28 protein-coding genes are annotated in these 24,897 nt (G+C 71.4%); 17 read left to right on the top strand and 11 right to left on the bottom strand.

The genetic code is table 11. From position 1 onward, the window contains the following. Nucleotides 1-138 precede the first annotated feature (138 nt). Entirely contained in the window at nucleotides 139-720 is a 582-nt protein-coding gene (locus AB0B28_RS18100) for a helix-turn-helix domain-containing protein (protein ID WP_360122426.1), read from the top strand. A gap of 105 nt (nucleotides 721-825) precedes the next feature. On the opposite strand, the gene AB0B28_RS18095 is transcribed toward AB0B28_RS18100, so the two are convergent. Continuing rightward, nucleotides 826-1,377 carry a TetR/AcrR family transcriptional regulator gene (locus AB0B28_RS18095; RefSeq protein ID WP_360122423.1) on the bottom strand — a complete coding sequence of 184 codons (552 nt, stop codon included), beginning with the start codon at nucleotides 1,375-1,377 and terminating at the stop codon, nucleotides 826-828. A gap of 79 nt (nucleotides 1,378-1,456) precedes the next feature. Between AB0B28_RS18095 and AB0B28_RS18090 the strand changes: the two genes are divergently transcribed. Further along, nucleotides 1,457-2,383, top strand: a complete 927-nt coding sequence (locus AB0B28_RS18090; protein WP_360122420.1) for an SDR family NAD(P)-dependent oxidoreductase — start codon at nucleotides 1,457-1,459, stop codon at nucleotides 2,381-2,383. A gap of 50 nt (nucleotides 2,384-2,433) precedes the next feature. On the opposite strand, the gene AB0B28_RS18085 is transcribed toward AB0B28_RS18090, so the two are convergent. Continuing rightward, entirely contained in the window at nucleotides 2,434-3,039 is a 606-nt protein-coding gene (locus AB0B28_RS18085) for a TetR family transcriptional regulator (protein ID WP_360122417.1), read from the bottom strand. A gap of 88 nt (nucleotides 3,040-3,127) precedes the next feature. Between AB0B28_RS18085 and AB0B28_RS18080 the strand changes: the two genes are divergently transcribed. After that, nucleotides 3,128-4,621: an MFS transporter gene (locus AB0B28_RS18080; RefSeq protein ID WP_360122414.1), complete on the top strand. Its 1,494-nt coding sequence runs from the start codon at nucleotides 3,128-3,130 to the stop codon at nucleotides 4,619-4,621. Between the two features lie 60 nt (nucleotides 4,622-4,681). Here the strand turns inward: AB0B28_RS18080 and AB0B28_RS18075 are convergent, their stop codons facing one another. After that, entirely contained in the window at nucleotides 4,682-5,323 is a 642-nt protein-coding gene (locus tag AB0B28_RS18075; RefSeq protein ID WP_360122411.1) for a response regulator transcription factor, read from the bottom strand. Continuing rightward, nucleotides 5,320-6,450 (bottom strand): histidine kinase, encoded by a 1,131-nt coding sequence (locus tag AB0B28_RS18070; protein WP_360122408.1) that lies wholly within the window; start codon nucleotides 6,448-6,450, stop codon nucleotides 5,320-5,322. The genes AB0B28_RS18075 and AB0B28_RS18070 overlap by 4 nt, the downstream gene beginning before the upstream one ends. A 128-nt stretch (nucleotides 6,451-6,578) precedes the next feature. Between AB0B28_RS18070 and AB0B28_RS18065 the strand changes: the two genes are divergently transcribed. Then, entirely contained in the window at nucleotides 6,579-8,486 is a 1,908-nt protein-coding gene (locus tag AB0B28_RS18065) for a protein-arginine deiminase family protein (RefSeq protein ID WP_360122405.1), read from the top strand. Nucleotides 8,487-8,645: 159 nt separating this feature from the next. Here the strand turns inward: AB0B28_RS18065 and AB0B28_RS18060 are convergent, their stop codons facing one another. Next, nucleotides 8,646-9,155 carry an Lrp/AsnC family transcriptional regulator gene (locus AB0B28_RS18060; RefSeq protein WP_360122402.1) on the bottom strand — a complete coding sequence of 170 codons (510 nt, stop codon included), beginning with the start codon at nucleotides 9,153-9,155 and terminating at the stop codon, nucleotides 8,646-8,648. A gap of 89 nt (nucleotides 9,156-9,244) precedes the next feature. On the opposite strand from AB0B28_RS18060, the gene AB0B28_RS18055 reads away from it, so the two are divergent. Together AB0B28_RS18055 and AB0B28_RS18050 are read left to right on the top strand one after the other, a co-directional pair. Continuing rightward, nucleotides 9,245-10,441, top strand: a complete 1,197-nt coding sequence (locus AB0B28_RS18055) for an MFS transporter (RefSeq protein WP_360122399.1) — start codon at nucleotides 9,245-9,247, stop codon at nucleotides 10,439-10,441. A gap of 171 nt (nucleotides 10,442-10,612) precedes the next feature. Continuing rightward, on the top strand, nucleotides 10,613-10,843 hold the full coding sequence (locus AB0B28_RS18050) for a hypothetical protein (protein WP_360122397.1): 231 nt from the start codon (nucleotides 10,613-10,615) through the stop codon (nucleotides 10,841-10,843). Here the strand turns inward: AB0B28_RS18050 and AB0B28_RS18045 are convergent. Further along, the gene (locus tag AB0B28_RS18045; RefSeq protein ID WP_360122394.1) at nucleotides 10,836-11,795 is read right to left on the bottom strand and encodes a WYL domain-containing protein; all 960 of its coding nucleotides are present in this window, start codon (nucleotides 11,793-11,795) and stop codon (nucleotides 10,836-10,838) included. The genes AB0B28_RS18050 and AB0B28_RS18045 overlap by 8 nt on opposite strands. Nucleotides 11,796-11,902: 107 nt before the next feature. Here AB0B28_RS18045 and AB0B28_RS18040 point away from each other — a divergent pair, with 107 nt between their 5' ends. The 8 genes from AB0B28_RS18040 (at nucleotide 11,903) to AB0B28_RS18005 (ending at nucleotide 16,305) form a co-directional block, all read left to right on the top strand. Continuing rightward, nucleotides 11,903-12,346 carry a VOC family protein gene (locus AB0B28_RS18040; RefSeq protein ID WP_360122391.1) on the top strand — a complete coding sequence of 148 codons (444 nt, stop codon included), beginning with the start codon at nucleotides 11,903-11,905 and terminating at the stop codon, nucleotides 12,344-12,346. A gap of 141 nt (nucleotides 12,347-12,487) precedes the next feature. Further along, a complete protein-coding gene (locus AB0B28_RS18035; RefSeq protein ID WP_360122388.1) occupies nucleotides 12,488-12,892 on the top strand; it encodes a YbaB/EbfC family nucleoid-associated protein in 405 nt (134 codons plus the stop codon). Nucleotide 12,893: 1 nt separating this feature from the next. After that, nucleotides 12,894-13,214: a type VII secretion target gene (locus AB0B28_RS18030; RefSeq protein WP_360122385.1), complete on the top strand. Its 321-nt coding sequence runs from the start codon at nucleotides 12,894-12,896 to the stop codon at nucleotides 13,212-13,214. Beyond that, nucleotides 13,211-13,912 (top strand): hypothetical protein, encoded by a 702-nt coding sequence (locus tag AB0B28_RS18025; RefSeq protein ID WP_360122382.1) that lies wholly within the window; start codon nucleotides 13,211-13,213, stop codon nucleotides 13,910-13,912. Before AB0B28_RS18030 ends, AB0B28_RS18025 begins: the two co-directional genes overlap by 4 nt. A gap of 3 nt (nucleotides 13,913-13,915) precedes the next feature. Further along, complete coding sequence (locus AB0B28_RS18020) at nucleotides 13,916-14,902, top strand: GH-E family nuclease (RefSeq protein ID WP_360122379.1); 987 nt, start codon at nucleotides 13,916-13,918, stop codon at nucleotides 14,900-14,902. Nucleotides 14,903-14,905: 3 nt separating this feature from the next. Further along, nucleotides 14,906-15,640 carry a hypothetical protein gene (locus AB0B28_RS18015; protein WP_360122376.1) on the top strand — a complete coding sequence of 245 codons (735 nt, stop codon included), beginning with the start codon at nucleotides 14,906-14,908 and terminating at the stop codon, nucleotides 15,638-15,640. Between the two features lie 2 nt (nucleotides 15,641-15,642). Continuing rightward, nucleotides 15,643-15,972, top strand: coding sequence for a hypothetical protein (locus AB0B28_RS18010; protein ID WP_360122373.1), 330 nt, complete (start codon nucleotides 15,643-15,645; stop codon nucleotides 15,970-15,972). 3 nt (nucleotides 15,973-15,975) lie between these two features. Then, complete coding sequence (locus AB0B28_RS18005; protein WP_360122370.1) at nucleotides 15,976-16,305, top strand: hypothetical protein; 330 nt, start codon at nucleotides 15,976-15,978, stop codon at nucleotides 16,303-16,305. A gap of 257 nt (nucleotides 16,306-16,562) precedes the next feature. Here the strand turns inward: AB0B28_RS18005 and AB0B28_RS18000 are convergent, their stop codons facing one another. Genes AB0B28_RS18000 through AB0B28_RS17990 form a run of 3 tightly spaced genes read right to left on the bottom strand, consistent with a single transcriptional unit; the run spans nucleotide 16,563 to nucleotide 19,107 of the window. Continuing rightward, nucleotides 16,563-17,354 (bottom strand): ABC transporter permease, encoded by a 792-nt coding sequence (locus AB0B28_RS18000; RefSeq protein ID WP_360122367.1) that lies wholly within the window; start codon nucleotides 17,352-17,354, stop codon nucleotides 16,563-16,565. Beyond that, nucleotides 17,351-18,130 (bottom strand): ABC transporter permease, encoded by a 780-nt coding sequence (locus AB0B28_RS17995; RefSeq protein ID WP_360122365.1) that lies wholly within the window; start codon nucleotides 18,128-18,130, stop codon nucleotides 17,351-17,353. The genes AB0B28_RS18000 and AB0B28_RS17995 overlap by 4 nt, the downstream gene beginning before the upstream one ends. Further along, nucleotides 18,127-19,107 (bottom strand): ABC transporter ATP-binding protein, encoded by a 981-nt coding sequence (locus AB0B28_RS17990; protein WP_360122362.1) that lies wholly within the window; start codon nucleotides 19,105-19,107, stop codon nucleotides 18,127-18,129. Before AB0B28_RS17990 ends, AB0B28_RS17995 begins: the two co-directional genes overlap by 4 nt. Nucleotides 19,108-19,192: 85 nt before the next feature. Here AB0B28_RS17990 and AB0B28_RS17985 point away from each other — a divergent pair, with 85 nt between their 5' ends. Next, the gene (locus tag AB0B28_RS17985) at nucleotides 19,193-21,910 is read left to right on the top strand and encodes an AAA family ATPase (RefSeq protein ID WP_360122359.1); all 2,718 of its coding nucleotides are present in this window, start codon (nucleotides 19,193-19,195) and stop codon (nucleotides 21,908-21,910) included. A gap of 21 nt (nucleotides 21,911-21,931) precedes the next feature. Here the strand turns inward: AB0B28_RS17985 and AB0B28_RS17980 are convergent, their stop codons facing one another. Continuing rightward, complete coding sequence (locus AB0B28_RS17980) at nucleotides 21,932-22,258, bottom strand: rhodanese-like domain-containing protein (protein WP_360122356.1); 327 nt, start codon at nucleotides 22,256-22,258, stop codon at nucleotides 21,932-21,934. Nucleotides 22,259-22,294: 36 nt separating this feature from the next. On the opposite strand from AB0B28_RS17980, the gene AB0B28_RS17975 reads away from it, so the two are divergent. Next, nucleotides 22,295-22,921, top strand: coding sequence for a helix-turn-helix domain-containing protein (locus AB0B28_RS17975; RefSeq protein WP_360122353.1), 627 nt, complete (start codon nucleotides 22,295-22,297; stop codon nucleotides 22,919-22,921). 6 nt (nucleotides 22,922-22,927) lie between these two features. Here AB0B28_RS17975 and AB0B28_RS17970 read toward each other — a convergent pair whose 3' ends face one another. Then, entirely contained in the window at nucleotides 22,928-23,290 is a 363-nt protein-coding gene (locus tag AB0B28_RS17970; RefSeq protein WP_360122350.1) for a metalloregulator ArsR/SmtB family transcription factor, read from the bottom strand. Nucleotides 23,291-23,398: 108 nt separating this feature from the next. On the opposite strand from AB0B28_RS17970, the gene AB0B28_RS17965 reads away from it, so the two are divergent. Then, nucleotides 23,399-24,880: an FAD-dependent oxidoreductase gene (locus AB0B28_RS17965; RefSeq protein WP_360122347.1), complete on the top strand. Its 1,482-nt coding sequence runs from the start codon at nucleotides 23,399-23,401 to the stop codon at nucleotides 24,878-24,880. Nucleotides 24,881-24,897 lie beyond the last annotated feature (17 nt).

The following is a 24,897-nucleotide window of genomic DNA, read 5'->3' as shown; positions in this document are numbered from 1 at the left end:
CCGCACGGCGTGTGCGGTCGGACGGGTAGTCACCGGCGACGCTTGTCGAGCTCAATGACTAGCACATTGTGCTAACACGTACGGTAGCACAATGTGCTAACGTGGTGCTGCTTCGGTTCGAAGAACACGGGAGGGCCCATGAGCACGCGACGCAAGATCCTGGACGCAGCCACGTCGATCATGGAAGAGGGAGCGGGGCAGCGCCTGACGGTGCGCGCCGTCGCCGAGCGGGCGGGTGTCGGCATGGGAACGCTGCGGCATCATTTCCCGACACAGCGCGCTTTGCTCGACGCCGTCCTCGCGTCGATGTACGAGTCGGCGATGCCCGACGACCGCATCCACGACACGGCGGTGCCCGCGCGGCAGCGCCTCATCGACAACCTGGGCAGGCTCGTCGCCGCCATCGGCACGGGAGACGAGGCTCGGGCGCTATGGGGTGAGATGTTCCAGAACTACATCAGCCTCGACGCGCCCGACGACGTCCGCGCCACCTACGCGGCCTTCGACGAACAGGCCGCGCGTCGCGTCGAGACGTGGCTCTCGGTCCTGGTCGAGCAGGGGGCGCTCGAAGAGGGCGACAACACGGCCAGGGCGCACTTCCTCCTCAGCGTCGTCAACGGCCTCGTCCTCTGGCGGGCGCTGCCGCTCGCGCAGTCGCCTCTGGTGCGCGAGGTCGACGCGCTCACACTTGCCACAGCAGCGTTGCCCTTCACGCAGTAGTCCGTCGAGCGGCTCCTCGGGGCGAGGGCGCTGCCTCACGATCACGGCGCGATCAAGGGCGGCTCGCCGATGATGCGGGGAGTACCGAGCGCTCGTGCGCTCGCTTCAGCGTGTGGACTCGTCGTGCGGGCGAAGCCCGTTGACCATGACGTCGAGCAGGAGCGGGTGGTCGCTCGGATCACCGAGGCGGGCGGCGTACTCCACGCCGCATGCGAGCTGCTGGATGTGCTCGATCGAGAGGTCCGGACGGATCCGTCGCTCGGCGATCGCGGCGTCGAGCGCGACGGAGGCGGCGCGATGGAACTCGTCGCGAAGCGCGCGCACCTCGGCGGAGACGTCCTCCGCGATCAGCAGTTCCTTCAGCCCGTCGCGCACCAGCTGTAGTTCCGCGCCCTTTCGGACCAGGTCGACGAACTCCGCGCCGGGCGTGGACGACTCGGCGATGCGCCGGGCGGCCCCGGCCAACTCCTCCAGGGCGTCGATGTTGAGGGCCTCGATCAGCGACGTCACCGTCGCGAAGTGCCGGTAGACCGTTCCGACACCGAGTCCGGTCTCGCGGGCGAGGTCGTTGAGGCGGATGGTGTCCGACGGGCGCCCTCGCGCCGCTTCAAGGATGCGCGTGCGGGAGCGGGCCGCGTCCGATCTCATGGCGGGCATTCGGTCATCCTAGCGAAAGCGGATGGGCCATCCGCTTGTGCTACCTTAAACGGATAAGTTATCCGTATTGGAGGATCGCATGACGTGGAACCCGCATCGACTGCCCGATCTCACCGGGCGCGTGTACGCCGTCACCGGCGCGACGGGAGGGATCGGATACTTCGCCGCGGAGCAGCTCGCCGCTGCCGGCGCCGAGGTCGTGCTGGCATCGCGATCCGCGGAGAAGCTGCGCCGGGCGAGCGCCACGATCGAAGAGCGGGTACCGGATGCGGTGACGCACCATGTGCAGGTCGATCTCGCGTCCTTGGCGTCCGTCGCGGCGGCGGCCGAGCGGCTCGCGGCCTTCTCGCGTCTGGACGGGATCTTCCTCAACGGCGGGCCGATGCAGTTCTCCGGCAAGGCGATCACCGAGGACGGGCTGCCGTTGCTGCTCGGCGCCCACGTGGTGGCCAACGTCGCCCTCGTCTCGCGATTGCTCCCGCGCCTCGGCGAGCAGGGGAGCGAACACGGCCACAGCCGCATCGTCCACGCCTCGACCGGCTTCGTGAAACAGTTCCCCATGCGAGTGGACGCCTTGGACCGCACGCCGCGAACCGGCATCGCGGCGTACGTCAAGGCGAAGACGGCCACCGAGGTGTTCGCCTACGAGCTCGATCGACGCATCCGCGCCGCGGGGTTGCCCGTCTCGTCGATCCTGACCCACCCCGGGGTCGGGGTCGATGCGAAGACACCGCGCCGGACCGGCATCCGAGACGAGACCGTGCGCTATCAGCGCAACCCCTACACCCCCTGGGCGCAGGGCAAGGACGCCGCGGCGTGGTCGGGAGTCCGCGCGCTGACGGATCCTCACGCAGAGGGAGGCGAGTTCTACGGACCCGCCCGCGGCACGCGAGGAGCGCCGATCCGGATCGACGCGAACCGGGCGACCGCGAATCCGGTTCCCGGGATCGCGGCGAACGTCTGGTCCTACCTCGCCGACGCGAGCGGCGCGGGATCCGTTCTCTGAGTTGCCCGTAGGCGTCGACGCCCCTGCGCCTCGCGCGGCCCGGAACCGGCTCAGCCCAGCTTCGTCGCAGCGACGTCGCCGAGCGCCGTGAAGTAGGCGTCGAGCAGGGGGCGCAGGTTCGAGTCGGGCGTGCGAGCCCATTCCTGCCAGGCGAGGTCGACGGCGGCGACTCCGGCGGCGGCGAGGGCGCGGGCGGCGCGGTCGTCGCCGAGATACCCGCGCAGCACCTCGGCGACGGCCGACTGCTCGCTGCGCCGCTGGGAGGCGAGGTGTCCCTTGAGTGAGGGCACATCGGTGATCATGCGGATGCGCGCCCGCAGCGGGTCTCCGCGCGTCTCGGCCGTGTCGATCATCGGCTCGGCGGCCGTGCGCATGATCGCCCACACGGTCGTGCCGGGCTCGGCCGCGTCGGCGGTCTGCGCGACCCGCTGCGCGAAGGCGCCGGCGCGTTCGGCGGAGCCGCGTGCGGCGGAGACCACCGCTTCCTCCTTCGAGGCGAAGTAGCGGAAGAAGGTCGCGCGCGAGACGCCGATGCCGTGTGCGATCTCGTCGACCGTGACCTCGTCGAAGCCGTGTTCGGCGCAGAAGGTGGCCGCGGCGTCCGCGAACTCGGCGCGCAGGATCTCGCGGCTGCGGTCGCGCACCTTGTTGGTCATGATCTGAAATCTACATGATGATACGGTGTCTGTTGCCTGAGACGAAGTCTCACAGCAATCACGATCAGAAGAGACGGATGAACGACCGATGGCCCAGACACCGACCCCGACTCCGATCCCGGACGTCACCCTGGCCTGCGCCGATGGCGGCGGGACGCGCGAAGCCGACGACGCGCCGAAGCGTGCGGGGGTGATCGTCGCCGTGCTCGCCTTCGCGGGTCTCGGGGCGTCGTTCATGCAGACGATCCTCATTCCGATCCAGGGTGAGTTGCCGAAGCTGCTGAACACCACCAGCGGCAACACCGCGTGGGTGATCACTGCGACGCTGGTGGCCGCCGCGGTCTGCACGCCCGTCGCCGGCCGGCTCGGCGACATGTTCGGCAAGCGTCGTGTCGCCATGGCCCTCCTGCTGCTCCAGGCGGTCGGCGCCGTCCTCGCCGCGCTCTCGAACGACGTGGTGACGATGGTGATCGCGCGGGTATTGCAGGGAATGGCGGCCGGCGTCATCCCGTTGGGCATCTCGATCCTGCGCGACGTGCTGCCGAGGCGGCAGCTGGGCTCGGGCATCGCACTCGTCAGTGCGACGCTCGGCGTCGGCGGCGCGCTCGGCCTGCCGGTCAGCGCGGTCGTGGCCGAGAACTTCGACTGGCACGCGCTGTTCTGGGTGGCGGCCGGCATCGCCGTGCTCGCCTACCTCGCCTATGCGGTCTTCGTGCCCTCCAGCACGCAGCGCTCACCGGGGCGCATCGACGTCGTCGGGATCGTCGGGCTCGCGCTCGGGCTCGTCGGTGTGCTCGTCGCCGTCTCGCGAGGCGGTGATTGGGGGTGGGGGAACGGGCGCACCCTGACGCTGCTGGTCGGCGGCGTGCTCGTGCTGGCGATCTGGGGCGTGATCGAGTTGCGCGTGAAGGACCCGCTCGTCGACCTGCGGGTCAGTGCGCGCGGACCGGTGCTGCTCACCAACCTCGCCTCAGTCGCGATGGGCTTCGCGCTCTTCGCGTCGAACGTGGTGTTCCCTCAGCTGCTCGTGCTGCCACGGGCGACCGGCATCGGGCTGGGGCTGACGCTCACGGTGGCGGCGCTCATCCTCGCGCCCGCGGGTCTGGCGATGATGGCCTTGTCGCCCGTCGCGGGCAGGGTCGAGCGGCGTTGGGGTGCGAAGCCGCTGCTCATCGTCGGCGCTGCGGTGCTCGCCCTCGCCTATGGGATCGCGCTGATGTTCCATGCCGAGGCGTGGCAGATCCTCGTCGTCAACGTCGTGCTCGGTGCGGGTGTCGGCCTCGGCTACGCGGCGATGCCCGCGCTGATCATGCAGGCCGTCCCGGCGCACGAGACCGGGGCGGCGAACGGGCTCAACGCGCTGATGCGCTCGCTCGGCACGAGCATCGCCGCGGCCGCCAGCGGCGCGATCCTCGCCCAGTCCGTCACGACGGTCGGCGGCGTGGCCGGGCCGAGCGAGGGCGGCTTCCTCCTCACGCTCACCCTCGGACTCGGCGCGGCGCTGGTCTGCGTGATCGTCGCGGCGTTCATCCCCCGCCCACGCGCTGACCTCGAAGTCGGTGGTGGGCCTGGAACGTATTGAGCGCTTCGTGGGTCGCGATGCCGCGCCATTCGACGCCCGCGGCCGGGCCGGCCTGGTCGGTCAGGGGGTGGCGAGGCCGGTCTTCCAGGCCCAGGCTGCTATCGCCACTCGGTTGCGGGTGCCGGTCTTTCGTTGGGCGTTGGCTATGTGGGTCTTGACGGTGCCTGGGGAGATGAAGAGCGCTGCGGCTATTTCGGGGTTGGATTTGCCGGCGGCGAGGAGTTCGACCACTTGGCGTTCGCGCTCGGACAGGGTGGGGCCGTCCTCAAGGAGGGGCTTGGGTCCGGCGAGGCCGGTCAGGAGCCGCACCGTGAGTGATGGGCTGATGAGGGTGTCTCCGGCGACCGCGGCGCGGACGGCCTCTATCAGCAGCGTCGGACCCGAGCGTTTGAGGATGAACCCGGCGGCGCCCGCATCCAAGGCGGCGCGCACGTAATCGTCGTCGTCGAAGGTCGTCACGACGATGACCTTCGCGGGGACGGACGCCTCGTTGAGGCGCTTGAGGAGTCCGAGGCCGTCGAGTCGCGGCATGCGGATGTCGGCGAGGACCACGTCGGGGCCGAGGCGACGGGCCGCCGCGAGCGCCGCTTCGCCGTCGGCGGCCTCGCCGACCACGGTCATGTCCGGTTGGGCGTCGAGGATCATGTGGAAGCCGTGGCGGACCAGGTCGTGGTCGTCGGCGATGAGGACGCGGATCGTCATAGCGGCAGCACCGCCGACACCCGCCAGGTCGCATCGTCGACCGGTCCGGCCGCGAAACTCCCGCCGAGGTCGGCCACCGAGCGTTCCAGTTGGCGCAGTCCACTCCCGCCCGCGATCCGGCTCGTCTGTCCATTGACGACGGTCGGCAGGTCGTTGGCGATCTCGACCGCCAGGGCGTCCGGGAGGCGGCTCAAGGAGATCCGAACCTCGGCGGCGTCCGGCGCGTGCCTGCGGACGTTCGTCAGGGCTTCGGCCGCGACGCGGTGCGCGAGCGCGCGGACCGGTTCGGGGACGGTGAGGCCGGTGAGGCCGCGGTCGATGACGAACGCGGTCCTCGCTCCGCCGGTCTCCTCGAACCGCCGGGCCAGGACCGCGATGTCGGTGAAGCCGTCGCCGGGATCGCGGAGGAGGTCGTCGTGTTCGCGCAGGAGCAGGACCGTGCGGTCGAGCGAGGAGAGCGCCTGGAGTCCGGCGGTCTCGATGCGGGCGAGCGCGGCCAGGGCGTGCGCGGGTTCGCGAGCGCCGACCATCTGCGCCGCTTGGGCTTGCACGACCATGCCGGTCACGTCGTGGGCGACGTAGTCGTGGAGGTCCCGGGCCAGCGACAGCCGCTGCGAGCGGCGGGCCTCGCCGACGGCCCGGTCCCGTTCGGCCCGCTGGCGGCGCAGGAGGCGACCGAAGGACGCCGCCGCGGCGGCCGCGGCCGTCCACAGCACGACCAGGAGCGCGAGTTCCTCCGGGGCGGCGGGCGGGTCCATGCGCAGGCCGACCCGCAGCGGCGACAGTCCTATCGCGACAATGGCCGCGATGAGGGCCGCCGCCTCGAATCCGGTTGCGGCCCTGCGCGAACCTGACGCGACCAATGCGATCAGCACGGCGGTCTCGGCGATCCACCACGCCGCGGCGCGGTTCGACGTGGCCGCCGCGGGATCGGCCGTCGCCATGAGCGACACCGCCGCGACGGCCATGAGCGCCCAGGGACGCAAGCCCTTCCGGCCCCAGGCCAGGACGACGGCGGCCAGCGCCGCGGGTACGCACGCGGCCGATCCGGTGGCGATCACCTCGGCCCCTGCCACGCCGAGCGCCGCCGCCGCGACCGCCCAGCGCGCTACCGTCCCCGACTTCATGGGAGCCAAGTCTAAGCAAGTCCGCGAGCCTCGCCCTCTGCCGAAAGGCAGAGTGCTCGCTCCGGAACGGGACGGGAATCAGCCGCGCGGGGATACCGGCCTCGTCTGGGCCCGATCAGAGTTGCGGCATGACCGATTCGACTGCAAGACAACGATTCCAACGACCCGCGATCGCGCTGGCCGCAGTGCTGGCGCTCGGCGCGGGGGCGGTGACCTGGGACGCCCTGGCGCGTCCCGCCTCCGCGCTGCTGCTCGCCGACACCGACCGCGACGGCAGCGTCGACCGTGACGATGCCGCGGGCCGGGGCCACTGGAGTGCCGACCGCGGCGCCATCGTGGTCCCCAACCTCGACGACGACCTCGAGGCCTGCCCGACACTCGGAGCCGACGGGGAGCGGTTCGGCGACGACGCCTTGGCCGCCTGCAACGACGCCGCGGACGAGGTGGTCAACGGCGCGGCCGACCTCCTCGACATGGCGCCGCTGCGGATCGAGCCGATGCGCGGGATCGGTGCCGGAGCGAGCGGCACGATCGCCGTGGACGAGGGCGCGCCCGCGCGGCTGTTCATCAGCGACGGCGACGGGGAGTATTCCGTGCTCGACCCGGGCACCGCGATCCCGGCCGACCGGCTGCGTGACGGGGTCGACCTGGCGCTTGAGGCCACCGACTTCGCCCGCGAGGCCGCGGGGTGGGACGGGTTCGTCGACGTGACTTTGACCGTCCGGGACGGGCGGAGCCTCGACGCCGACAGCGTCCGCATCCGTGTCGCGCCGCTGCTGCTGAGCCACGAGCTCGCGCCGATCGACCGAATGATCGTGTCCGACAACGGCACTGGCGTCGAGGCCGCCGAGCGGGCCGGATACGACATGGACGCGGAGGCGGCCCCCGTGCACGAGGGCGAACAGGCCTTCCGGGACGACCTCGCCGCGGGCCTGGAGTCGGCCGGGCTCGACGGGGCCTTGACCATGTACCCCACCGGGGACGACCGGTGGATGCGGGACCAGTTCATCACCGGTTACGCCTCCATGCCCGGGCCGGGCGGGACCCCGCACACCATGACCGTGGTGCTGCGCTCGGCGGTCGTGGACCCCGAGGGCAGCACCGAGGAGTTCCCGCTGCGCGACGCGGGGCGGCCGGCGTTCACGCTGCTGCGCGGGGCCGACACCGCCGCCGTCCAGACCTACAGCCCCGAACGGGTCGGCCAGGACGAGTACAACGTCTTCTGGGGTTCGTTCAGCTCCACCGGGAACGTCATCGTCGCCCCGCCTTACTCCACTGGTGAAGGCGCCTGGCCCGCCGGGAGGATCCTGTACGGCTCGGACGGCGGCGACGCCGCTCCCGACCCCGCGTTCGTCGAACTCCTTGAGGCGCAGCGCGATCAGGAACCGCTCGCGATCGACACGAGCTGGCTCGGCGTCGGCCACATCGACGAGTTCCTGTCGTTCACCGCGGCCGACAGCCCCCGCGGCTGGGCGGCGGTCGTCGCCGACCCGGCCTTGGGGACGCGGCTGCTCGAAGCACTGGTCGCCGAGGGCCTCGGCGGCCAGGAGCTGGTGCAGGGCGCCGACACCGACGCGGCCATGACCGTCGCGGAGGCGCTGGCGGCCCCGGATCTCGTCGAGGGCAACCGGATCGCGGCCGAGGGCGTCGAGGCGGCGCTCGCGGTGCTGACCGAGGAGCTCGGCCTCGACGAGGAGGAGATCGTCCGCGTCCCGGCGGTGTTCACCGAACTCGTCGTGGAGGGCTATCCGCGCCAGGGCATCGTGGCGAATCACATGCCCGCCATCGTCAACGGCGTCGAGACCGGTACCGGTGCCTTCCTCGCGATCCGCCCCCACGGGCCGCGTGACGGCGCGGGGCGGGACGTGCTCGCGACCGCCGCCGAGGCGGCCTTCGACGGTGTCGGCAGCCGGGTCCTGTGGGTCGAGGCCTGGGACTACGGGCACGCGGTCGGCACCGTCGGCGGTGAGGTCCACTGCCTGACCAACGCCTTGCGCGACCAGTCCGGCACCGCCCCGTGGTGGCGAGAGTCCTAGGCGGTGTTTAAGAACTCGCGGCGAGTCGGTATCCGAGTCCATTCGTTCGCTCGCGAGGCGGAAGGCCTTTCGAATACCGGTGTTGTATTCGGAAGGCCGACAACGAAGCGAGCGGGCGAATGGGCCGGATAACGGCCGGCGGGGGTTCTTAAACACCGCCTAAGGCCCCTGGTGGGACCAGCCTTCGGAGTTGTGGACTTCCCTGTCGGTGTGGGCCGGGGCGAGGGGTCGGCCTTCGTATTGGGTGGAGAGGACGATGTGGGTGCGCATCTCGCCGTGGTCGCCGAGTTGCTCGATGAGGCCTTCGAAGTGCGCGAGGGACGCGGCGCGGACCTTGAGCATGGTGCAGTGCTCGCCGGAGAGCTTGTGGATCTCGGTGATCTCGGGGAAGTCGTCGGCGGTGGTGTTCTTGAGCAGGCAGCGGCCGTTCGTGCAGCGCAGTTGGATGAACGCGGTGAGGGGCTGGCCGGCTTTGGCGGCGTCGATCCGGGCGGTGTAGCCGGTGAGGACGCCGGACTCCTCCAGGCGGCGCACCCGCTCGGCCACGGCGGGGGCGGAGAGGTGGATGCGGCGGCTCAGCTCGTTGTAGGACAGGCGGGCGTCGGACTGGAGTTCGGCGAGGATCTTCCAGTCGATCTCGTCGGGTTCGGACGATCGCCAAGTCTGCACCGGATTCTCCTTTCGTTCGCAACGTCAACTGGTCCCAGGCCGGTTCGTCGGCCATTCCAATCGCCTTGGCGGCCTTTTAGTCTCGGCGCATGGCAGTCAACACTACATCGGCCGCAGTGCCCTCCGGCCGCTCGATGCTCCAGAGCGCGGGGATGCGGACGCTGCGCGCGGCCGGTGTCGTGGGCGGGTTCGCGCAGTCGCTGACGGGCGCGACGGGATCGCTGCTGGCGTTCGAGGTGACCGGATCGCAAGCGGCGGCGGGGCTCCCGATGACCGCGACGGTGGCCGGTGCGGGGGCCGCGGCGGCCCTGTCGTCGCGGCTGGTCGCGTCCTACGGGCGCAGGAGGGCGCTGTCGTCGGGGGCCGGGGTCGCCGTCTTCGGTTCGGTCCTGGTCGGCCTCGCCGCGCTCACGTCGTCGCTGGCGCTGGTGCTGGCCGGGTGCGCGCTGCTCGGGGCGGGGACGGCGATGGTGATGCTGTGCCGGTACGCGGCGGCCGAGCTGGTGCCGGAGGCGTTGCGGCCCAGGGCGATGGCGTCGGTCCTGGGGGCGACCACGATCGGGGCGGTCGCCGGGCCGAACCTGCTGGCTCCGATGGGCGCGGCCGCGGCGGGCCTGGGATTGCCGGAGCTGAGCGGGCCGTTCGGGTTCGGGGCGTTGGCGTTCGGGTGCACCGCGGCGCTGCTGTTCGCGGGGCTGGGCGACGACCGGCCCGGACCGGAGGCCGTGCCCGCGAGCGGCGGCGAGGGCGCGTCGGCGCTGCCGGGGCTCTTGGTGCTGAGCGTCTCGAACCTGGTCATGATCGGCGTCATGACGATGGCGCCGGTGCACATGGAGCACCGGCACGGCGGCGGTCTGGCCGTGATCGGGCTGGTCATCAGCATCCACGTGGCCGGGATGTTCGCGCCCTCGACGCTCAGCGGGCGCCTGGTGCAGCGCTTCGGGCCGTCCCCGATGGCGATGGTCGCGGGCGTCTCGATGTGTGCCGCCTGCGCCCTGGCGGCGGCCGGGGCGGCCTCGCCGTGGACGCTCGGCGTCGCGATGGCGGCCCTGGGCGTCAGCTGGAACCTCGCCCTGGTCGCGGGCAGCGCCATGCTCACCGCGGCGGCCCCCCGCCGGGCCCGCCTCAAGCGTGAGGGCCTGGGCGAAGTCGGCATGAGCATCGCCGCCGCAACCGCGGGCCTGGCCTGCGGTCCCCTTGCGGCCCAAGGCGGCTACGCCCTCGTGGCCATCGTGGGAGCCGCTGCGGCAGTGCTGATCCCGGCCACGATCGCGTTGCGTCCCTGACCTGCGATGTCACGGCATCGCGGCGTGCGGACGCGATCGGCACGACCCTCCTCATCGCCAAGCGGCCCAAGGCGGCCGAGGCGGCCAGCGTGGAGTCTCGGGGAACCTTTCGACTCCGGGGCCGCTCTTCTTATTGCGGGCCGACGGTCCGCGAACGAGAGGAGACCCGAGATGACATCTCGGGTCTTCCGCGCACTCGCGGCGGCCCTGGCAGTCGTGTTCGCGCTCGACTCGGCCGCCCATCTTCTCTGGACGACCGGATCGACCTGGCCCGCCGACGACACCCGGCTGCCGTCCTATGCGCTGCTCGGCTCCGAAGTCTCCTTCGCGTCGGGCGTCCTGCCGCCGCTGGTCGGCATGCTGAGCAGAAGCCACAATTCCTTTATGGAAAGTCCTAAGTAGAATTTTGATCGGCAGTCGGCGCAGCCGCGTCGTCGAGGTGGGCGGCCAGCGATCGGGCCACTTCGGCGAGGTCGGGCGGGCCGATGACGCGGAGCGGGGCGTCGAAGCGGAGCAGGTCGGCGAGCAGGGCCGTCCACGACCAGGAACCGGCGGTGACGCGGCAGGCCCGCTCGCCGACCGGTTCGACCCGGCCTTCCCGGATCCAGGGGGCGACTTCGCTTGCGGGGAGGGCGATCTCGACCTCGCCGGTGCACGGCCAGCGGTCCTGGTCCTTTGAGCCTTTCGCGCGGGCGTCGACGAAGGTGCCAGCGTCGCCGGTGGGGACCTCGCGCGGCGCGAACCGGGGGCCGGTCGGAGTGCGCGGGCGCATGCGGTCGAGCCGGAGGACGCGCCAGTCCTCGCGTTCGAGGTCCCAGGCGACGAGGTACCAGCGGCCGTGCCGGGCAACGAGCCCGTGCGGCTCGGCCCGACGAGGGTCGCCGAGGTAGTCCAGGCGCAGGGTCATCCGGTCGCGCACCGCGTCGCTGACCGCCTCCAGGACGGCCGGACTCACGGGGGCGGCGCTGTCGGGACCGCTGGTGAAGCGGATGCCGTCGACGCGGCGGCGCAGCCGCGAGGGCATGACCTGCCGCACCGTCGCCAAGGCCCGCTCGGCGGCCTCGCCGATGTCGACCCCGCTCGCGGCCGCGCCACGCAGGGCGACCGCGATGGCGACGGCCTGCTCGTCGTCGAACAGCAGCGGCGGCAGCTCCGAGCCCGCTTCCAGCCGGTACCCGCCGTCGGGTCCCTTGGCCGCGCCGATCCGGTATCCCAACTGCCGCAACCGGTCGACGTCGCGCCGGACGGTGCGCGTGGTGACCCCAAGTCGCTCGGCGAGGGCCGCCCCGGGCCAGTCGCGGCGCGCTTGCAGGAGCGAGAGCAAGGTGAGCATTCGCGAGGAGGCACCGTTCATGGGCTCATTCTCGCGCAAGAAGCGGACCGAAACCGTCCTATACCGCTGTCACGCTCGTGCCCAGGCCGATGTTCGTCGGCCCGAACTTCACGAGACGAGGACACGTCATGGCACTCACCACCACCGCCCACCTGAACTTCCCCGGCACCGCGCGCGCCGCGCTCGACTTCTACGGCGGCGTGTTCGGCGGCCGGATCCAGATCACGACCTACGCCGAGGTCGGGATGCCCCCGGAGGCACCGGGCGCGGACAAGGTCGTGTTCGGGCAGGTGCTGGCCGACAACGGCTTCCGCGTCATGGCCTACGACATCCCCGGCCGCACCGAGCCGTTCACCGACACCACGACTCGCGAGCAGGGGGCGACCATCACCGACCGGCCGTTCTTCCTGTCCCTCAGGGGCGAGACGCTCGACGAGGTCACCGGCTACTGGACCGCTCTCGCCGAGGACGCGACGATCATCGAACCGCTCGCCGCCTCAGCCTGGTCCCCGGGATTCGGCATGCTCACCGACCGCTTCGCCGTCACCTGGACCATCGACGTCGCCGAATGACCGCCGCCCGGTGCCGAACCGGGCCAGCCCCGGTTCGGCACCGGCACAACGGTTGTCGGTGATGTTCGACTCCCCTCCGGATGGCAAATGGGAGATATCCTCGGATGACGCACAGTCCCAGCGAATCCCGGAGGGTCCCAGATGCAGTCTCCATTCGACAGTCCGATGGGATCAGGCGGCATCGACATCGAGGCCGTCCGGGAACGGCTTCGCGGCCTTCAGGAAAGCGCCGCGCAGCGGGCGGCCGCGACGCAGGAGCTCTCGGAGCAGCTGCGGGCCGTCACCGCGACCGCCACGGACGAGGCGCACGTCGTCACCGTCACCGTCGACTCCAGCGGCAACGTCACCGATCTGCGCCTGAGCGAACGCATCCGGGGCCGCCAGCCCGACTGGCTGAGCGAGACCATCATGGCCACGATCGGGGCCGCCCGCGCGAACCTCGCCGAACAGACCCGCGAGGTCGTGGAGCGGACCGTCGGCGCGGACTCGGCGACCGGGCAGGCGATCGTGCACCGCTTCGACGGCGGCGCGGGGAGCGGGGCCTGACATGCCCAGCGTCGACCCCGAGCAGCTTCGCACCCACGCGCAGAACATCGACAGCATCGCCGACGCGTTCGCCGACGTCATCGGCGCCGGCGACCAGATCATCGAGGACGACGAGGCCTACGGCCTGCTGTGCCAGTGGATTCCGCCCATCCTCGCCGAGCGCCAGCAGGACCAGCAGGAGATCACCAAGCTGCTCCAGACCAACCTCGGGAAGATCGCCGGCGCGCTGCGCGAGAGCGCCACCGCGTACGAGAACACCGACGAGGAGGCCGCCGCCTCGTTCGAGCGGCAGGAATCCGAACTGGGGGACGGTTCCCGATGAGCGACAACCCCTTGGTGGCCGACGTCGAGTCGACCCGCACCGCCACGACCGGTTTCTGGCCGATCGAGGACGCGAAAGGCGTCGTCACCGCGATCGAGTCCGGCAACTGGATCAGCGGCGGACTCGCCGTCACCGGGGCCGCGCTCAGCGGCGCCTCGATAGTCATGGACCCCATCGGCTCGCTCCTGTCGGCGGGCATCGGCTGGGCGATGGAGTACTTCGAGCCGCTGCGGCAGATCCTCGACGACCTCACCGGCAAGCCCGACGTGGTCACCTCGCATGCCGCGACGTGGACCAACATCGCGGCCGCCATGGGGGACATCGGGATGCAGCTCGACGCGGCGGTGCAGTCGGACCTGACCGAATGGGACGACGCCGCCGCCGAGGCCTACCGGCAGAAGATCCTCTACGGCGTCGAGGCCGCGTTCGGCCTGGCCGGGGCCGCCGAGACGCTCTCGGCCGCCACGACCGCGGCCGGGAACCTCGTGCAGGCGGTGCGCGACACCGTGCGCGACCTCATCGCCGACCTCGTCGCGCGCGTGATCGTGTGGGCGGTCGAAGCGATCTTCGTGGTCACCATCCCGGTCATCGCCTCGCAGATCGCGGCGGCCGTGGTGCGCTGGCTGGGCATCATCACCGGGCTGGTCGACGCGCTCGTCAACAGCCTGCAGGACCTGCTGACCCTGGTGCGGGGGTGACCGTTGCGCGCCTTCAGAAGATCTCTGGTCCTCCTCGCGGTCCTCGGCGCCGCGACCCTGCTCCAGAAGCGCCCCAAGCCGGGCAGTTCCGACGACGACAGCGGCGGCAGTCGTCCCAAGCGCAACAAAGGCGGGCAGGACGCCTCCACCGGTGACATCCAGCGGACCGCCCGCTCCAACGCCGAAGCGCTCGACGTCGACAACCCGACCCGCAACGATTCGGACCCGAACAACCGCGACGGCGACGACGGCGCGAACCCGCCGGGCGACCTGCCGCGCGACGAGAACGGCAAGCCGATCGTCGACCGCGACGACAAGGACGGCGTCCGCTCGCTGTACGACCAGCGCAACGAGGACGGGACCTGGCCCAGCGACGTGGACCTGCCCGAGGGCTGGGGCGTCCGCTCCGACGGGCTCATCCACGACGAGAACGGCTACCCGGTCCGCGACCCGGACAAGCCGTACACCTCCGACCGCGACAAGTACTTCCCGTCGGGCTTCAGCCAGGACACCCACAACGCGATGGTGCGCGGCTACACCTCCGAGGGCGGCCAGCCCGACGGCACCACCGGCACGTTGGAGGGCGGGCGTCCCAAGCCCGACAGCCCCGAGCTCCGCTACGAGGTGCGCGACGGCGTGCCCGTGGACCCCGAGACCGGCAAACCGATCCCCCGCGACCGCCTGACCTGGCATGACGCAGACGGTAACGAAATCGACTACTATCGCACCAATTCCAAGGGCGAGACGGTCACCAACGTGACCTACGATCACGAGACACCGGTCGTGGAGTACTGGAACAAAGAGGGCTACAAGCAGTCGTGGGACGAACGCCAGAGGTGGTACAACGACCCCGAGAACCTGTCGCCGATGCCCTCGAAGGACAACTCGTCGAAGTCCGGTGAGGCCACGGACGGGGAGACCTACCGGTACAAGGACCAGGAACCGCTCGGTCCGCCGCACGGGAACTACACGCCGAAGGGGACGAAATAGCGCATGGACGTCGTCGCCGCGTTCCGCGAGAAGATGCCGCTGGAGGACTTCCCCGGCATCCCGCACACCTGGGTGAGCACCAAGCCGAACCGCTTCGCGCGCTTGATCTTCCTGGCCCGGCCCGACGGGCAGGCGCTGTTCCAGATCAACGCCAAGCCCGACACCGACTGGGACGACGTGGGCGGGTTCATCCGCTTCGCGCACGCCCACATCGCGAAACTGGCGTACGCCGCGCCGATGGTCGCCGTGCCCGGGCTCGCCTTGCGCCGCTACCGGTTCGACAGCGCGATCGCGGTCCTGCCCGCCGCCGCCGACCTGACTCCCGCCCACGACCCGGAGATCGACACCCGCATCTACGGGCTGTTCCCCGGATGGCGGTGCGAGGTGTCGATGACCGAGTCGGAGGGCGTCGCGAACCGCCGGTACCGCCGCGAGCTGACCGTGAGCGACTGGACTCGGCAGCCGAAGCCGTTCATAGCGTTGACCTATGGTTTCGCGGTCGCCGGCAAGCGGAACGTCGAGCACCCCGAGCCGTTCACGACCAGTCTCGACGACGTCGAGTCGACCTTGGGCCGCATCCGCGAGGCCGACTCGGGCTGGCTCGAGTGCGAGAACTGGAACGGGCGGAGGTTCCGGATCGAGTCCGCGCGAGGCAAGGGCCTCACCTGGGACGGCGAGCCGATCAAGCCCGAGACCGTACCGGAGCGCCTGCGGGGCTTCGCGATCGGAGGGAGTTGAGGATGTTTCTGCGTTCTGATTTCGAGCTGGAGACCGAGCGGGCCGATGCCGAGCAGGTCGAGGCGCTGCTGGAGTCCCTCGGGCGGGTCGACAAGCTCATCGCGATCCTCGGCTCGGCGCCGCAGACCTACATATCCACAGTGTTCTTCCCCGAGGACGGCGCGTTCACCCTCGAGTTCCGCGACGGCGGCCCGGCCTTGCACTACACGGTGTCCGGGCAGTCCCGGGAGGTCGTGGTCGGGGCGTTCTTGAGCTACCTCGCCGGCGACAACCGCTGGCGGACCGCCGCCGAGTGGAAGCGCGACCGCCACTACGAACTGGTGCAGGGCTGAACGATGCGATTCATCGACGACGCGACCGTCCCCGAGTTCCTCGCCGGACCGGGGCTGCGACTCATGGTGCTCGGCAGCGCCGAAGACCTGAGCAGCCAGGTCTTCGGACGCCAGCTCTCCGAGTTCGACCAGTTGACCGGCACTCGCCTCGCGATCGGAGTGGTCGAGGTGGCCCGCTCCCCCGAGACCGCCTCGGCCTGGGGCGTCCAAGGCGACCTCCCCGTCCAGATCCTCTTCCAGAACGGCGTGATGCAACAGGTCCTGCGCGGCGTCCGCTCCCCGAAGGGCATGTGGCAAGCCATGTCCGACTACCTGGACGCCCCTCACATCTGACCGGGCACCGCGGGGGGCACCGCAGCCGCGCCGCCGCCGGGCGCAATGTCGCTCCTTGGCCGCTGCTTCTCCTCTACCGGCTGTGCGTCTCATGCGTGACGCTCCCGAATCGTGTCTTCAGGCCAAGGGAAACGATCGTCACCGCTCATCCGGCGATCGGCCGCCTGGCTTTCTGGAGAACCATCTGCCGTCGACGGGTTCTTGCGGAGCTTGAGTTCGTGGTGGCGCTCTCCAGCGGTTTAGGAGGCCTTCGCGGGTCAGTCGCCGAAGTCTATGGTTCCTCTTTTTCTGGCGTTGGATTCGAACCAGTGGAGGGAGAGGATTGCGGGGATGAGCCAGGCTGCGGCTGTTGCTGCGGCCCAGGCGAGGTTGGGGAGGATTTGGGTTGGTGGGGCGTTGTCGAGGGTGAGGCGGATTGCGGTGAGGGTGTGTTCGGGTGGGAAGGCGGCGGCTATGAGTTGGAGGGGTTCGGGCCAGTAGGAGGTGGGGACCATGGCGCCGCAGAAGGCGGTCATGAAGAGGGTCGTGATGTTGGAGAAGACGTTGCGGAGGCCGTGGAAGCGGAGGGCGAGGCTGCCGCAGCACAGGCCGAGCGGGTAGACCGTGAGGGCGGTCGCGAAGATCAGGGCCACGGTCAGCGCGGCACGGTCGGGGCTGATGTGGACGTCGAAGAGCGGGGCGAGGACGAGCAGCGCGATCGAGGCCGAGACGGTGCCCGAGGCGATCCAGGTCCAGGACCGTCCGATGAGGACGAGTGCCATGGAGCCGGGGGCGGCGGCCAGGAGCGACATCGTGCCCGACATGCGTTCCCAGGTGGTGGAGGCCGAGGTCATCATGGTCTCGGTGACTGCGATGAAGACCGCAGCGCCGACCAGGAGGTACTCGGTGCGCTCGGGGTCGCCCAGGAGCGTGCCGAGCATCGTGTAGAACACGACCTGGCACACCACGCGCACCATCCAGCCGCCGGCCCAGGTCGCGGGGGTGTACACCATCTTCATGTCCACCCAGCTCGACCACATCGCTTGGCGCAGTATGAGTATCGAGCTCATGCGAATCCCACCGTCCCGTTGCCGCGGATGCGGTGCACGAGCAACCGCATCAGAAGTGAGGTGAAGGCGAGCGTCAGCGCCGAGAGTCCCAGGATCGCCAGGAGCCGGGGCGCGACGGCGTCGACCGGCCCGGGCGTGAGGCTGTCGCGCAGGAGATCCGTCGCCCAGGAGAGGAAGAACGCCTTCGAGGCGACGTCGAGTCCGAAGGGGAGCATCGCGGCGGGGACCATGACGCCGCCGAGCAGGAAGAGCGGGAACGACAGCGAGTTCTGGAAGCTGCGCACGTTTCGGCCGACCACGAACACCGAGGCCATGAGCGCCCCGGCGGCCGCGATTCCGAACGCGGTGGCGGCCAGGGCGGCCGCGAACACCAGCGGGTGCGGGACGGTGGCCACGACGCCGAAGCCCAAGGCCCCCACCAGCCAGCATTCGACGATGCCGATGAGGCTGATCGCGGTGATGACCACGACGCGGCCCAGCACGATGGCCCACAATGGGCCAGGGGTGGTGAGCAGCGCTTCGAGGACGCCGGCCTGGCGGTCGCGGAACAGCGACTCCCCCGCCTCGAAGACGGCCATGCCGAGCGCGGTCATCATCACCGGAGCCAGCAGCGCGTACACCGCCAGGTCATCGCGTCCACTGTGCTCGGTGATCGAGAGCATCACCACGGCGAAGAACGGGGCGTTCACCAGTGTGAGCAGCGAGCCCGGTTCGCGGCGGAACTCGCCGAGCTGCACGCGCATCGCCGCCGCCGCGGTGGTCGAGGCGAGCGTCATGACCGCACCGCCATGCCGCGGTCACCGATGAGATGCAGGTAGACCTCTTCGAGGGTGGGCGGGGCGGTGGAGACGTCGCCGACCCCGGCTTCGACGAGCGTCCGCAGGACCAGCAGCGCGGCCCCGTACCGGTTGGTCTCGACCAGGATCGAACCGTCGTCATTGCGGCGCAAGGCCTCCACGCCGTCGAGCCCGGCGATCCGCTCGGCGAGCGCGTCGGCCACGCCCGAGGCGCGGACCCGTTCGTGCTTGGACAAAAGCTCGCCGAGCACGCGCGGCTCCTCGCAGCGCAGGAGGCGGCCGTCGTCGATGAACGAGACGCGGTCGCACAGCGCCTCGGCCTCGGCCATGTCGTGCGTGGTCAGCAGGATGGCGCGGCCCTCGCCGCGCAGTTCCTCGACCAGGTCGCGGAACTCGTGCGCCGACACCGGGTCCATGCCGACCGTGGGCTCGTCGAGGATGAGCACGCGCGGGTCGCCGATGAGACCGCGCGCGAGGTGCAGGCGCTGCTTCATGCCGCGCGAGAACGTCTCCACAGTGGAGTCCGTGCGTTCGGCGAGGCCGACGCGTTCGAGCAGCGCCTCGCTGCGCCGCCTGGCCTCGCGGCGGCCGAGCCCGTAGAGCGCGGCCCAGAACCGGAGGTTCTGCCCGGCGGTCATGCGGGCGTAGAGGCCCCGGTCGCCGCCGAACACGATGCCCACGACGGGTCGGACGCGGCGCGCGTCGGCCACCACGTCGAAACCGTCCACTTTGGCTGTTCCCGAGGTCGGGAGCAGCACGGTCGAGAGGATCTTGCACAGCGTGGTCTTGCCCGCGCCGTTGGGGCCGAGGAGCCCGTGGACCTCGCCGGGGCCCACGGTCAGGTCGAAGCCGTCGAGGGCCACGTGGTCGGGCCCGTGCTTGGAGGTGAAGACCCGGCCGAGGCCGCGCACCTCCACCGCGTTGCGACCCGGCGGGTCGATGCCGATCATGGTCATGCACCGATGGTCCTGCGCCCGTTCGCCTCTGGCACTACGTGCTTTCACGTACGCGTCCGCTCCGACTCCGCTCTACGCTTGCGGTATGACCTCGCCTCCCCTGATCGGCCGCGACACCGTGCTGCCGCGGATCCAGGACGCCTGGGAGCGCTTGGCCGCGGGCGGGCCGGTCGCGGTCACCGTGACCGGTGAGGCCGGGATCGGGAAGACCCGGCTGCTGCGCGAAGCGGTCGCGGCGACCCGGCCCTCACTGCTGCTGTACGGCACCGCCCGCGCCGACGGGGCCGCCCCGCACGACTGGTTCGCCAGTGCCGCAGCCGAGACCGAGCGGCCTGAGGCGATCGACGAACGCGTCTGGCGGGTCCTGCGCCAGGAGCGGGCCGAGGCCCTCTTGATCCCCGACGGGGCCATGCTGCGCACCGCCGTCGCGGCCGTCCGCAGGCTCGCCGGGGCCGGTCCGGCGCTGCTGGTCGCCGACGACCTCCACTGGCTCGACCTCGAAAGCCTCACCCTGTGGGCCGAGCTCGCGGCCGCCCGGGACCTGCCCGTGATGCTCTTGGCGGCGAGCCGGGACGCCGAGGAGGCCCGCCACCCGGCCGCCGCCGCGCGCACGCTCGCGCGCCTGGCCGCGGCCCCGGACGCGACCGGGATTCGCCTCGCGCCGCTCGACGGGGCCCAGACCGGCGAGCTCATCCGGGCCCGCACCGGATCGGCGGCCGACCCGGCCCGGGCCCGCGCGGTGCACCGCCGGACCGGCGGGAACCCGTTCTGGATCAACGAACTCATCGACGCCCGCGCGGGCCACGACGCGCCGCTGCCTGGTCACCTCGCCGCGCTCGTGCGCTCGCGCCTGGCCGGGGCCGACCAGCGGGCCTGGGCCCTCGCCCGCGCCGCCGCGCTCCTTGGCGAACGCGTCGACCTGGACGTGCTCCTGTCCGTGGCCGGGCCCGAGGCGTTCGCATCGCTGCCCGAACTGCTCGCGGCCGGGGTGCTGGTCCACGGTGAAGGGGCGCGATTCCCGCACGCGCTCATGCGGGAGGCCTTCGCCGCGACCACTTTGCCCGAGGAGTCCGAACGCCTGCACCGCAAGGCACTCGCGGCGGCACTCGAACGCGGCGACGACGCCGCGGTCACCGTCCATGCTGGAGCCGTCGGGGAAGGCGAGCTGGCGGTGGAAGCGGCGATGCGCACCGCCGCAAGGGAACTCGACGCTTGGCTGCACGAGTCCGCACAGCGCACGGCCGAACTCGGGCTCAAGTGGGCGCCCGACCATCCCGGGCTGCTCGATCTCGCCGGGAGGGCCGCCAAGCAGGGCGGCGACTTCGCCTCGGCCCGAAGGCATCTCGACAACCTCGCCGCCGTCGGCGACAGACGCGAGCAGTGCCTGGCGCATCTTCAGCTCGCCGACCTCAACTGGCACGAGGGCCGCGCCGCCGACCAGTGGCGCAGCCAAGAGAGGGCCGAGGCGCTGGCCGAGCCGGGGAGTCTTGAGCACGCGCGGTGCGCGACCGGGCGCACGATCCTCTTGGTGCGGTCCGAATCCGATGCGGCCGTGATCGACGCGTGCGACGCGGCCGAGCCGCTCATCGCCAGGCACGGCCTCGCAGGGCAGCGGCGGGCGGTGGCGATCAGCCGCGCGACGGCCCTGTACCGGTTGGGCGACAAGGAGACCAGTGTGGCGGTCTTCCGGGAGGTGTGGCGCGAGGCGGCCGCAGCCGGGGACGTGCGCAAGCTCGCGCGGACGGTGAACAACCTGCTGGCCGTGCACCTGGGGGACCTGCCCGAGGCCGAGGCCTGGCGCCTGTACGCCGAAGGCGTCTCGGCGGTGGGCGAGTTGGGGATGGCGGTGTGGGGCGGGAAGATCCAGCGCAGCGGGGTGGACACCGCGCTGCGCTTCGGGGACCTGGAGCGGGCGTGGGAGCTGGCGTGGTCGCGGTGCCGGGACGAGCCGGACCCGCACGAGCGGGCGGTGCTGACGGCGAAGGCCGGGCTGCTCGCGGCCGAGCGCGACGACCGGGAGGTCGCCGAATCGTGCCTGCGTGAGGGCCTAGCGCTGATCCCGGGGATGGACCAGGGATGGGTCGTGACCTACCAGCACTGGCTGGCGGTGGCGATCGCGGCGCGGTGGGGCGACCGGGCCGACGTCGCGGCCGCGTTGGACGGGTACGAGGCGTCCGTTCCGCTTGAGCTGCATCGGCTTCGGCGCTATCGGGTGGTCGAGGTCGCGCGCATGGCGGTCGACCGTGGAGTCGATGCGGCTGCGGTGCAGCGGTTCCTGATCGCCTCGCTCGGCGAGGTCCCGGTCCCGGACAGCGCCGACGAGGCGCGGCTGCACATGGCGATGCGTCTGTCCACAGGAGACTTCGAGGGCGTGGTGCGGCTCCTCGGCGTCGAATCGGGCGCACTCACCGGGACGGTCCTGCCCGCCTACCGGGCCGAAACGCTGCGGTACGCGGCCGAGGCGCGGCTGCGCCTGGGCGATCCCGAAGGAGCCGCCGAGCACGCGACGGCCGCGCTCAAGCTGCTCGAACGCTGGCCCGGGCACCGCAGGGACCGGGTCGCGGGATTGCTTGGGCGCGTGCGGGATTCGAGTCCGCTCCAGAGCCTGACGCGGCGCGAGACCGAGGTGCTCCAGGCCGCGGCCCGGGGCCTGCCGAACCGCCGGATCGCCGCCGAACTGGGGATCTCGCAGCGCACCGTCGAGGTCCACATGTCGCGCATCCTCACCAAGACCCGGGCCCAGACCCGCACCGAGGCGGCCACCAAATGGCTGGCGGGACCGTTCGCGCGCCAGATGGAGTGAGCGCCTCGGCGCAGCCCGCGGCTACGCGGATTCGACGGGCAGGCCCGCGTCGACCCAGTCCTCGATGCCCTCCTTGTACTTGCGGACCGCGGTGTACCCCAGGGCGGTCAGGCGCCCGGCGACCTGGCCGCTGTTGGGGCAGGCGGGATTCGAGCAGTAGGTGACGATCGCGGCGTCGCGGTCGGGGAGCAGCCGCGGCGCTTCGGCGTCGACGTCGGCGAGGACGAGCGGGACGGCGCCGGGGAGGTGCCGCTTGGCCCAGTATTCGCCGCCGAGGGCGTCGACCACGGTCACCGTGCCCGATTCGATCGCGGACTTGAGGTCGCCTCGGGTGATGAGCTCGGTCATGGCATCGCCTTCCAGTAAGTGGACTATAGTCCAGATGTGCCTGACGATCGTAACGGACCACAGTCCGTTTCTGCAACCCCGCTGGAACTGCTGCGCACCCCGCCGCCGCCCAAGGAGCGCTCCGACGCCGCACGGAATCGGGCCGCGATCCTCGACGCCGCCGCCGAGCTGTTCGCCGAGCACGGCGTCGAGTCGGTCTCGATGGACCAGGTCGCCGAGGCCGCCGGGGTCGGCAAGGGGACACTGTTCCGCCGCTTCGGCGACAAGGCCGGGCTCGCCGTCGCGCTGCTCGACGCGCGGGAGCGGGCCCTCCAGGAGGCCGTCCTGTCCGGCCCGCCGCCGCTGGGACCCGGTGCGCCCGAAGCCGAACGGCTGCTCGCCTTCGCGGACGCCTACCTCGACTACGCGCTGGCGCACCTGCCGCTGGTGCGCATGTCGGAGACGGCGAGCGTCGGCGCGCGCTACCGCATCGGGGCCTACCGGTTCTGGCACCGCCACGTCACGATCCTGCTGCCGCGCTCCCCCGACGCCGCGTCCACCGCGCACGCCCTGCTCGCCGGGGTCGCGGCCGAGCATTTGAGCGCGATCGTGCCCGAGATCGGGGAACACCGCGTCAGGGCCGGGATCAGGCGCCTGTGGGCCGCCGCGGGCGAAGCAGGCTGAGGCGCGTCAGCAGCAGCCGTTGTGCTCGGCGGGGTTGGAGAGCCCGGCGAGGGCGCGGAGGGGTTCGGCGAAGGCGTCGCAGCACAGGGCGTAGATGTTGCTGCGGCCCTTGGGGGTCACGGTGACCAGGCCGAGTTCACGCAGCGGCGCGAGGTGGTGGGAGACGAGGGTCTGGGCCAGGCCGGTGGCGTCGGTGAGCTCGCGGACGGTGCGGGGGCGTTCGGAGAGCAGGAGCACGATCGCGAGCCGGTTCTCGTCGGCGAGGGCCTTGAACTGGGGCGCGAGGTCTTTGGCGCGCGCGGTCACCGAGGCGTCGGAGCGCTCGGCGGCGGTCACGTCGGTCAAGGTGAGTTCGATCGTGCGGCTCATGCGTCAAGTAAACCACAGAACTTGCTATCAACAGTAATTGCTGATATTACTTAGACGAGTTGATGTGACTGCGGTTGTCGCGGTCACCCGGACGCACTGGAGCCCGCCATGTCGAACCCTACCGTTCGCCCAGTTCAGACCGTCGCCGTCATCGGCGCCGGACCGGTTGGCCTCGCCGCCGCCGCGCACCTGGTCGAGCGCGGCCTGACCCCGATCGTCTTCGAAGCCGGTGCGGGACCGGCCGACGCGATCCGCCAGTGGGGGCATGTGCGCCTGTTCTCGCCATGGCGGTTCGACATCGACGCGGCCGCAAGAAGGCTGCTCGAAGCCCAGGGGTGGGTCGGACCGGACCCGGACGGCCTGCCCACCGGCAATGAGCTGATCGACGCCTACCTTGCGCCGCTTGCGAAGAGCCCCGAGATCGCGCCGCACCTGCGCTACGGCACCCGCGTGGTCGCCCTCTCGCGGCTCGGCGTCGACAAGACCCGCACCATCGGCCGCGAGGGCCGCCCGTACCTGGTGCGCACGCATTCGGTTGAGGGCGAGTGGGCCGACGTGATCGTGGACGCGGTGATCGACGCGTCAGGGACCTGGGGCCAGCGCAATCCCCTTGGCGCACACGGCCTGACCGCGCCCGGCGAGGACCCGGCCGCGGCCTGGGCGGCCGGGCCGCTGCCGGACGTGCTCGGGGACCGCGACCGGTTCGCGGGCAAGCGCACGCTCGTGGTCGGGATGGGCCATTCGGCCGCGAACACGCTGCTCAACCTCGCAAAGCTCGCCGAGGCCGAGCCGGGCACGGCCGTGACCTGGGCGATCAGGGGCGACTCCCCGGTGCGGCTGTACGGCGGCGGGTCGGCCGACGCGCTCCCGGCGCGGGGCACGATCGGCACGCGGCTGCGCGATCTGGTCGCATCGGGCGCGATCGAGCTCGTCACCGGGTTCGCGATCGACCGCTTCGAGTCGCATGCGGATGGCTCGGTTGCCGTGGTGGGCAACGTGAACGGTGCAGAACGGCTCATCGAGGCCGACCAGGTCGCGGCCGCCACCGGGTTCCGGCCGGACCTGGAGATGCTGCGCGAGATCCGCCTGGACCTGGACACGACGGTCGAGGCGCCCGCGAAGCTCGCGCCGCTCATCGACCCGAACTTCCACTCGTGCGGGACCGTGCCCGCGCACGGCGAGGCCGACCTCGCCCAGCCCGACGAGGGGTTCTATCTGGCGGGCATGAAGTCCTACGGCAGGGCGCCGACGTTCCTGCTCGCCACCGGGTACGAGCAGGTCCGCTCCATAGCGGCGGCCCTCGCCGGCGACCGGGAGGCGGCCGACAAGGTGGAGCTGGAGCTGCCCGAGACCGGCGTGTGCTCGTCGTCGCGCGCTCTGGAGGCGACCTCGATCGCGGAGGCGAGCGAGGCGGGATGCTGCGGCTCCAGCCCCGACGCTGGCGCGAGCTGCGGGACCACCGAGACCGGCGGCGGTTGCGGGACGGCCGCGCCGGTGACGATCGGCGCGCGCGGCCTCGCCACCGGTGTCCCGCACGGCCATTCGGGCGAGCGCCTGGAGCTCAAGCCGCGCGGCGGCTGCTGCGGCTGACCGGTGCGCGTCAGCGT

The sequence above is a fragment of the Glycomyces sp. NPDC046736 genome, assembly GCF_040645615.1.
Classification (GTDB): Bacteria; Actinomycetota; Actinomycetes; order Mycobacteriales; family Micromonosporaceae; genus Glycomyces.
The sequence above is the reverse complement of the archived record's forward strand: the minus strand, read 5'-3'. Positions and strand labels throughout refer to the sequence as shown.

Excerpts from the sequence above, each read along its gene's own strand:
- AB0B28_RS18100 (WP_360122426.1), top strand. The coding sequence starts at position 139 with ATGAGCACGCGACGCAAGATCCTGGACGCAGCCACGTCGATCATGGAA.
- AB0B28_RS17980 (WP_360122356.1), bottom strand. The coding sequence starts at position 22,258 with ATGACCGAGCTCATCACCCGAGGCGACCTCAAGTCCGCGATCGAATCG.
- AB0B28_RS18065 (WP_360122405.1), top strand. The coding sequence starts at position 6,579 with ATGACCGATTCGACTGCAAGACAACGATTCCAACGACCCGCGATCGCG.
- AB0B28_RS18045 (WP_360122394.1), bottom strand. The coding sequence starts at position 11,795 with ATGAACGGTGCCTCCTCGCGAATGCTCACCTTGCTCTCGCTCCTGCAA.
- AB0B28_RS18030 (WP_360122385.1), top strand. The coding sequence starts at position 12,894 with ATGCCCAGCGTCGACCCCGAGCAGCTTCGCACCCACGCGCAGAACATC.
- AB0B28_RS18090 (WP_360122420.1), top strand. The coding sequence starts at position 1,457 with ATGACGTGGAACCCGCATCGACTGCCCGATCTCACCGGGCGCGTGTAC.
- AB0B28_RS18055 (WP_360122399.1), top strand. The coding sequence starts at position 9,245 with ATGGCAGTCAACACTACATCGGCCGCAGTGCCCTCCGGCCGCTCGATG.
- AB0B28_RS18080 (WP_360122414.1), top strand. The coding sequence starts at position 3,128 with ATGGCCCAGACACCGACCCCGACTCCGATCCCGGACGTCACCCTGGCC.
- AB0B28_RS18085 (WP_360122417.1), bottom strand. The coding sequence starts at position 3,039 with ATGACCAACAAGGTGCGCGACCGCAGCCGCGAGATCCTGCGCGCCGAG.
- AB0B28_RS18025 (WP_360122382.1), top strand. The coding sequence starts at position 13,211 with ATGAGCGACAACCCCTTGGTGGCCGACGTCGAGTCGACCCGCACCGCC.
- AB0B28_RS17995 (WP_360122365.1), bottom strand. The coding sequence starts at position 18,130 with ATGACGCTCGCCTCGACCACCGCGGCGGCGGCGATGCGCGTGCAGCTC.
- AB0B28_RS17965 (WP_360122347.1), top strand. The coding sequence starts at position 23,399 with ATGTCGAACCCTACCGTTCGCCCAGTTCAGACCGTCGCCGTCATCGGC.
- AB0B28_RS17990 (WP_360122362.1), bottom strand. The coding sequence starts at position 19,107 with ATGACCATGATCGGCATCGACCCGCCGGGTCGCAACGCGGTGGAGGTG.
- AB0B28_RS18070 (WP_360122408.1), bottom strand. The coding sequence starts at position 6,450 with ATGAAGTCGGGGACGGTAGCGCGCTGGGCGGTCGCGGCGGCGGCGCTC.
- AB0B28_RS18005 (WP_360122370.1), top strand. The coding sequence starts at position 15,976 with ATGCGATTCATCGACGACGCGACCGTCCCCGAGTTCCTCGCCGGACCG.
- AB0B28_RS17985 (WP_360122359.1), top strand. The coding sequence starts at position 19,193 with ATGACCTCGCCTCCCCTGATCGGCCGCGACACCGTGCTGCCGCGGATC.
- AB0B28_RS18095 (WP_360122423.1), bottom strand. The coding sequence starts at position 1,377 with ATGCCCGCCATGAGATCGGACGCGGCCCGCTCCCGCACGCGCATCCTT.
- AB0B28_RS18010 (WP_360122373.1), top strand. The coding sequence starts at position 15,643 with ATGTTTCTGCGTTCTGATTTCGAGCTGGAGACCGAGCGGGCCGATGCC.
- AB0B28_RS18040 (WP_360122391.1), top strand. The coding sequence starts at position 11,903 with ATGGCACTCACCACCACCGCCCACCTGAACTTCCCCGGCACCGCGCGC.
- AB0B28_RS18075 (WP_360122411.1), bottom strand. The coding sequence starts at position 5,323 with ATGACGATCCGCGTCCTCATCGCCGACGACCACGACCTGGTCCGCCAC.
- AB0B28_RS18035 (WP_360122388.1), top strand. The coding sequence starts at position 12,488 with ATGCAGTCTCCATTCGACAGTCCGATGGGATCAGGCGGCATCGACATC.
- AB0B28_RS17970 (WP_360122350.1), bottom strand. The coding sequence starts at position 23,290 with ATGAGCCGCACGATCGAACTCACCTTGACCGACGTGACCGCCGCCGAG.
- AB0B28_RS18015 (WP_360122376.1), top strand. The coding sequence starts at position 14,906 with ATGGACGTCGTCGCCGCGTTCCGCGAGAAGATGCCGCTGGAGGACTTC.
- AB0B28_RS18000 (WP_360122367.1), bottom strand. The coding sequence starts at position 17,354 with ATGAGCTCGATACTCATACTGCGCCAAGCGATGTGGTCGAGCTGGGTG.
- AB0B28_RS18050 (WP_360122397.1), top strand. The coding sequence starts at position 10,613 with ATGACATCTCGGGTCTTCCGCGCACTCGCGGCGGCCCTGGCAGTCGTG.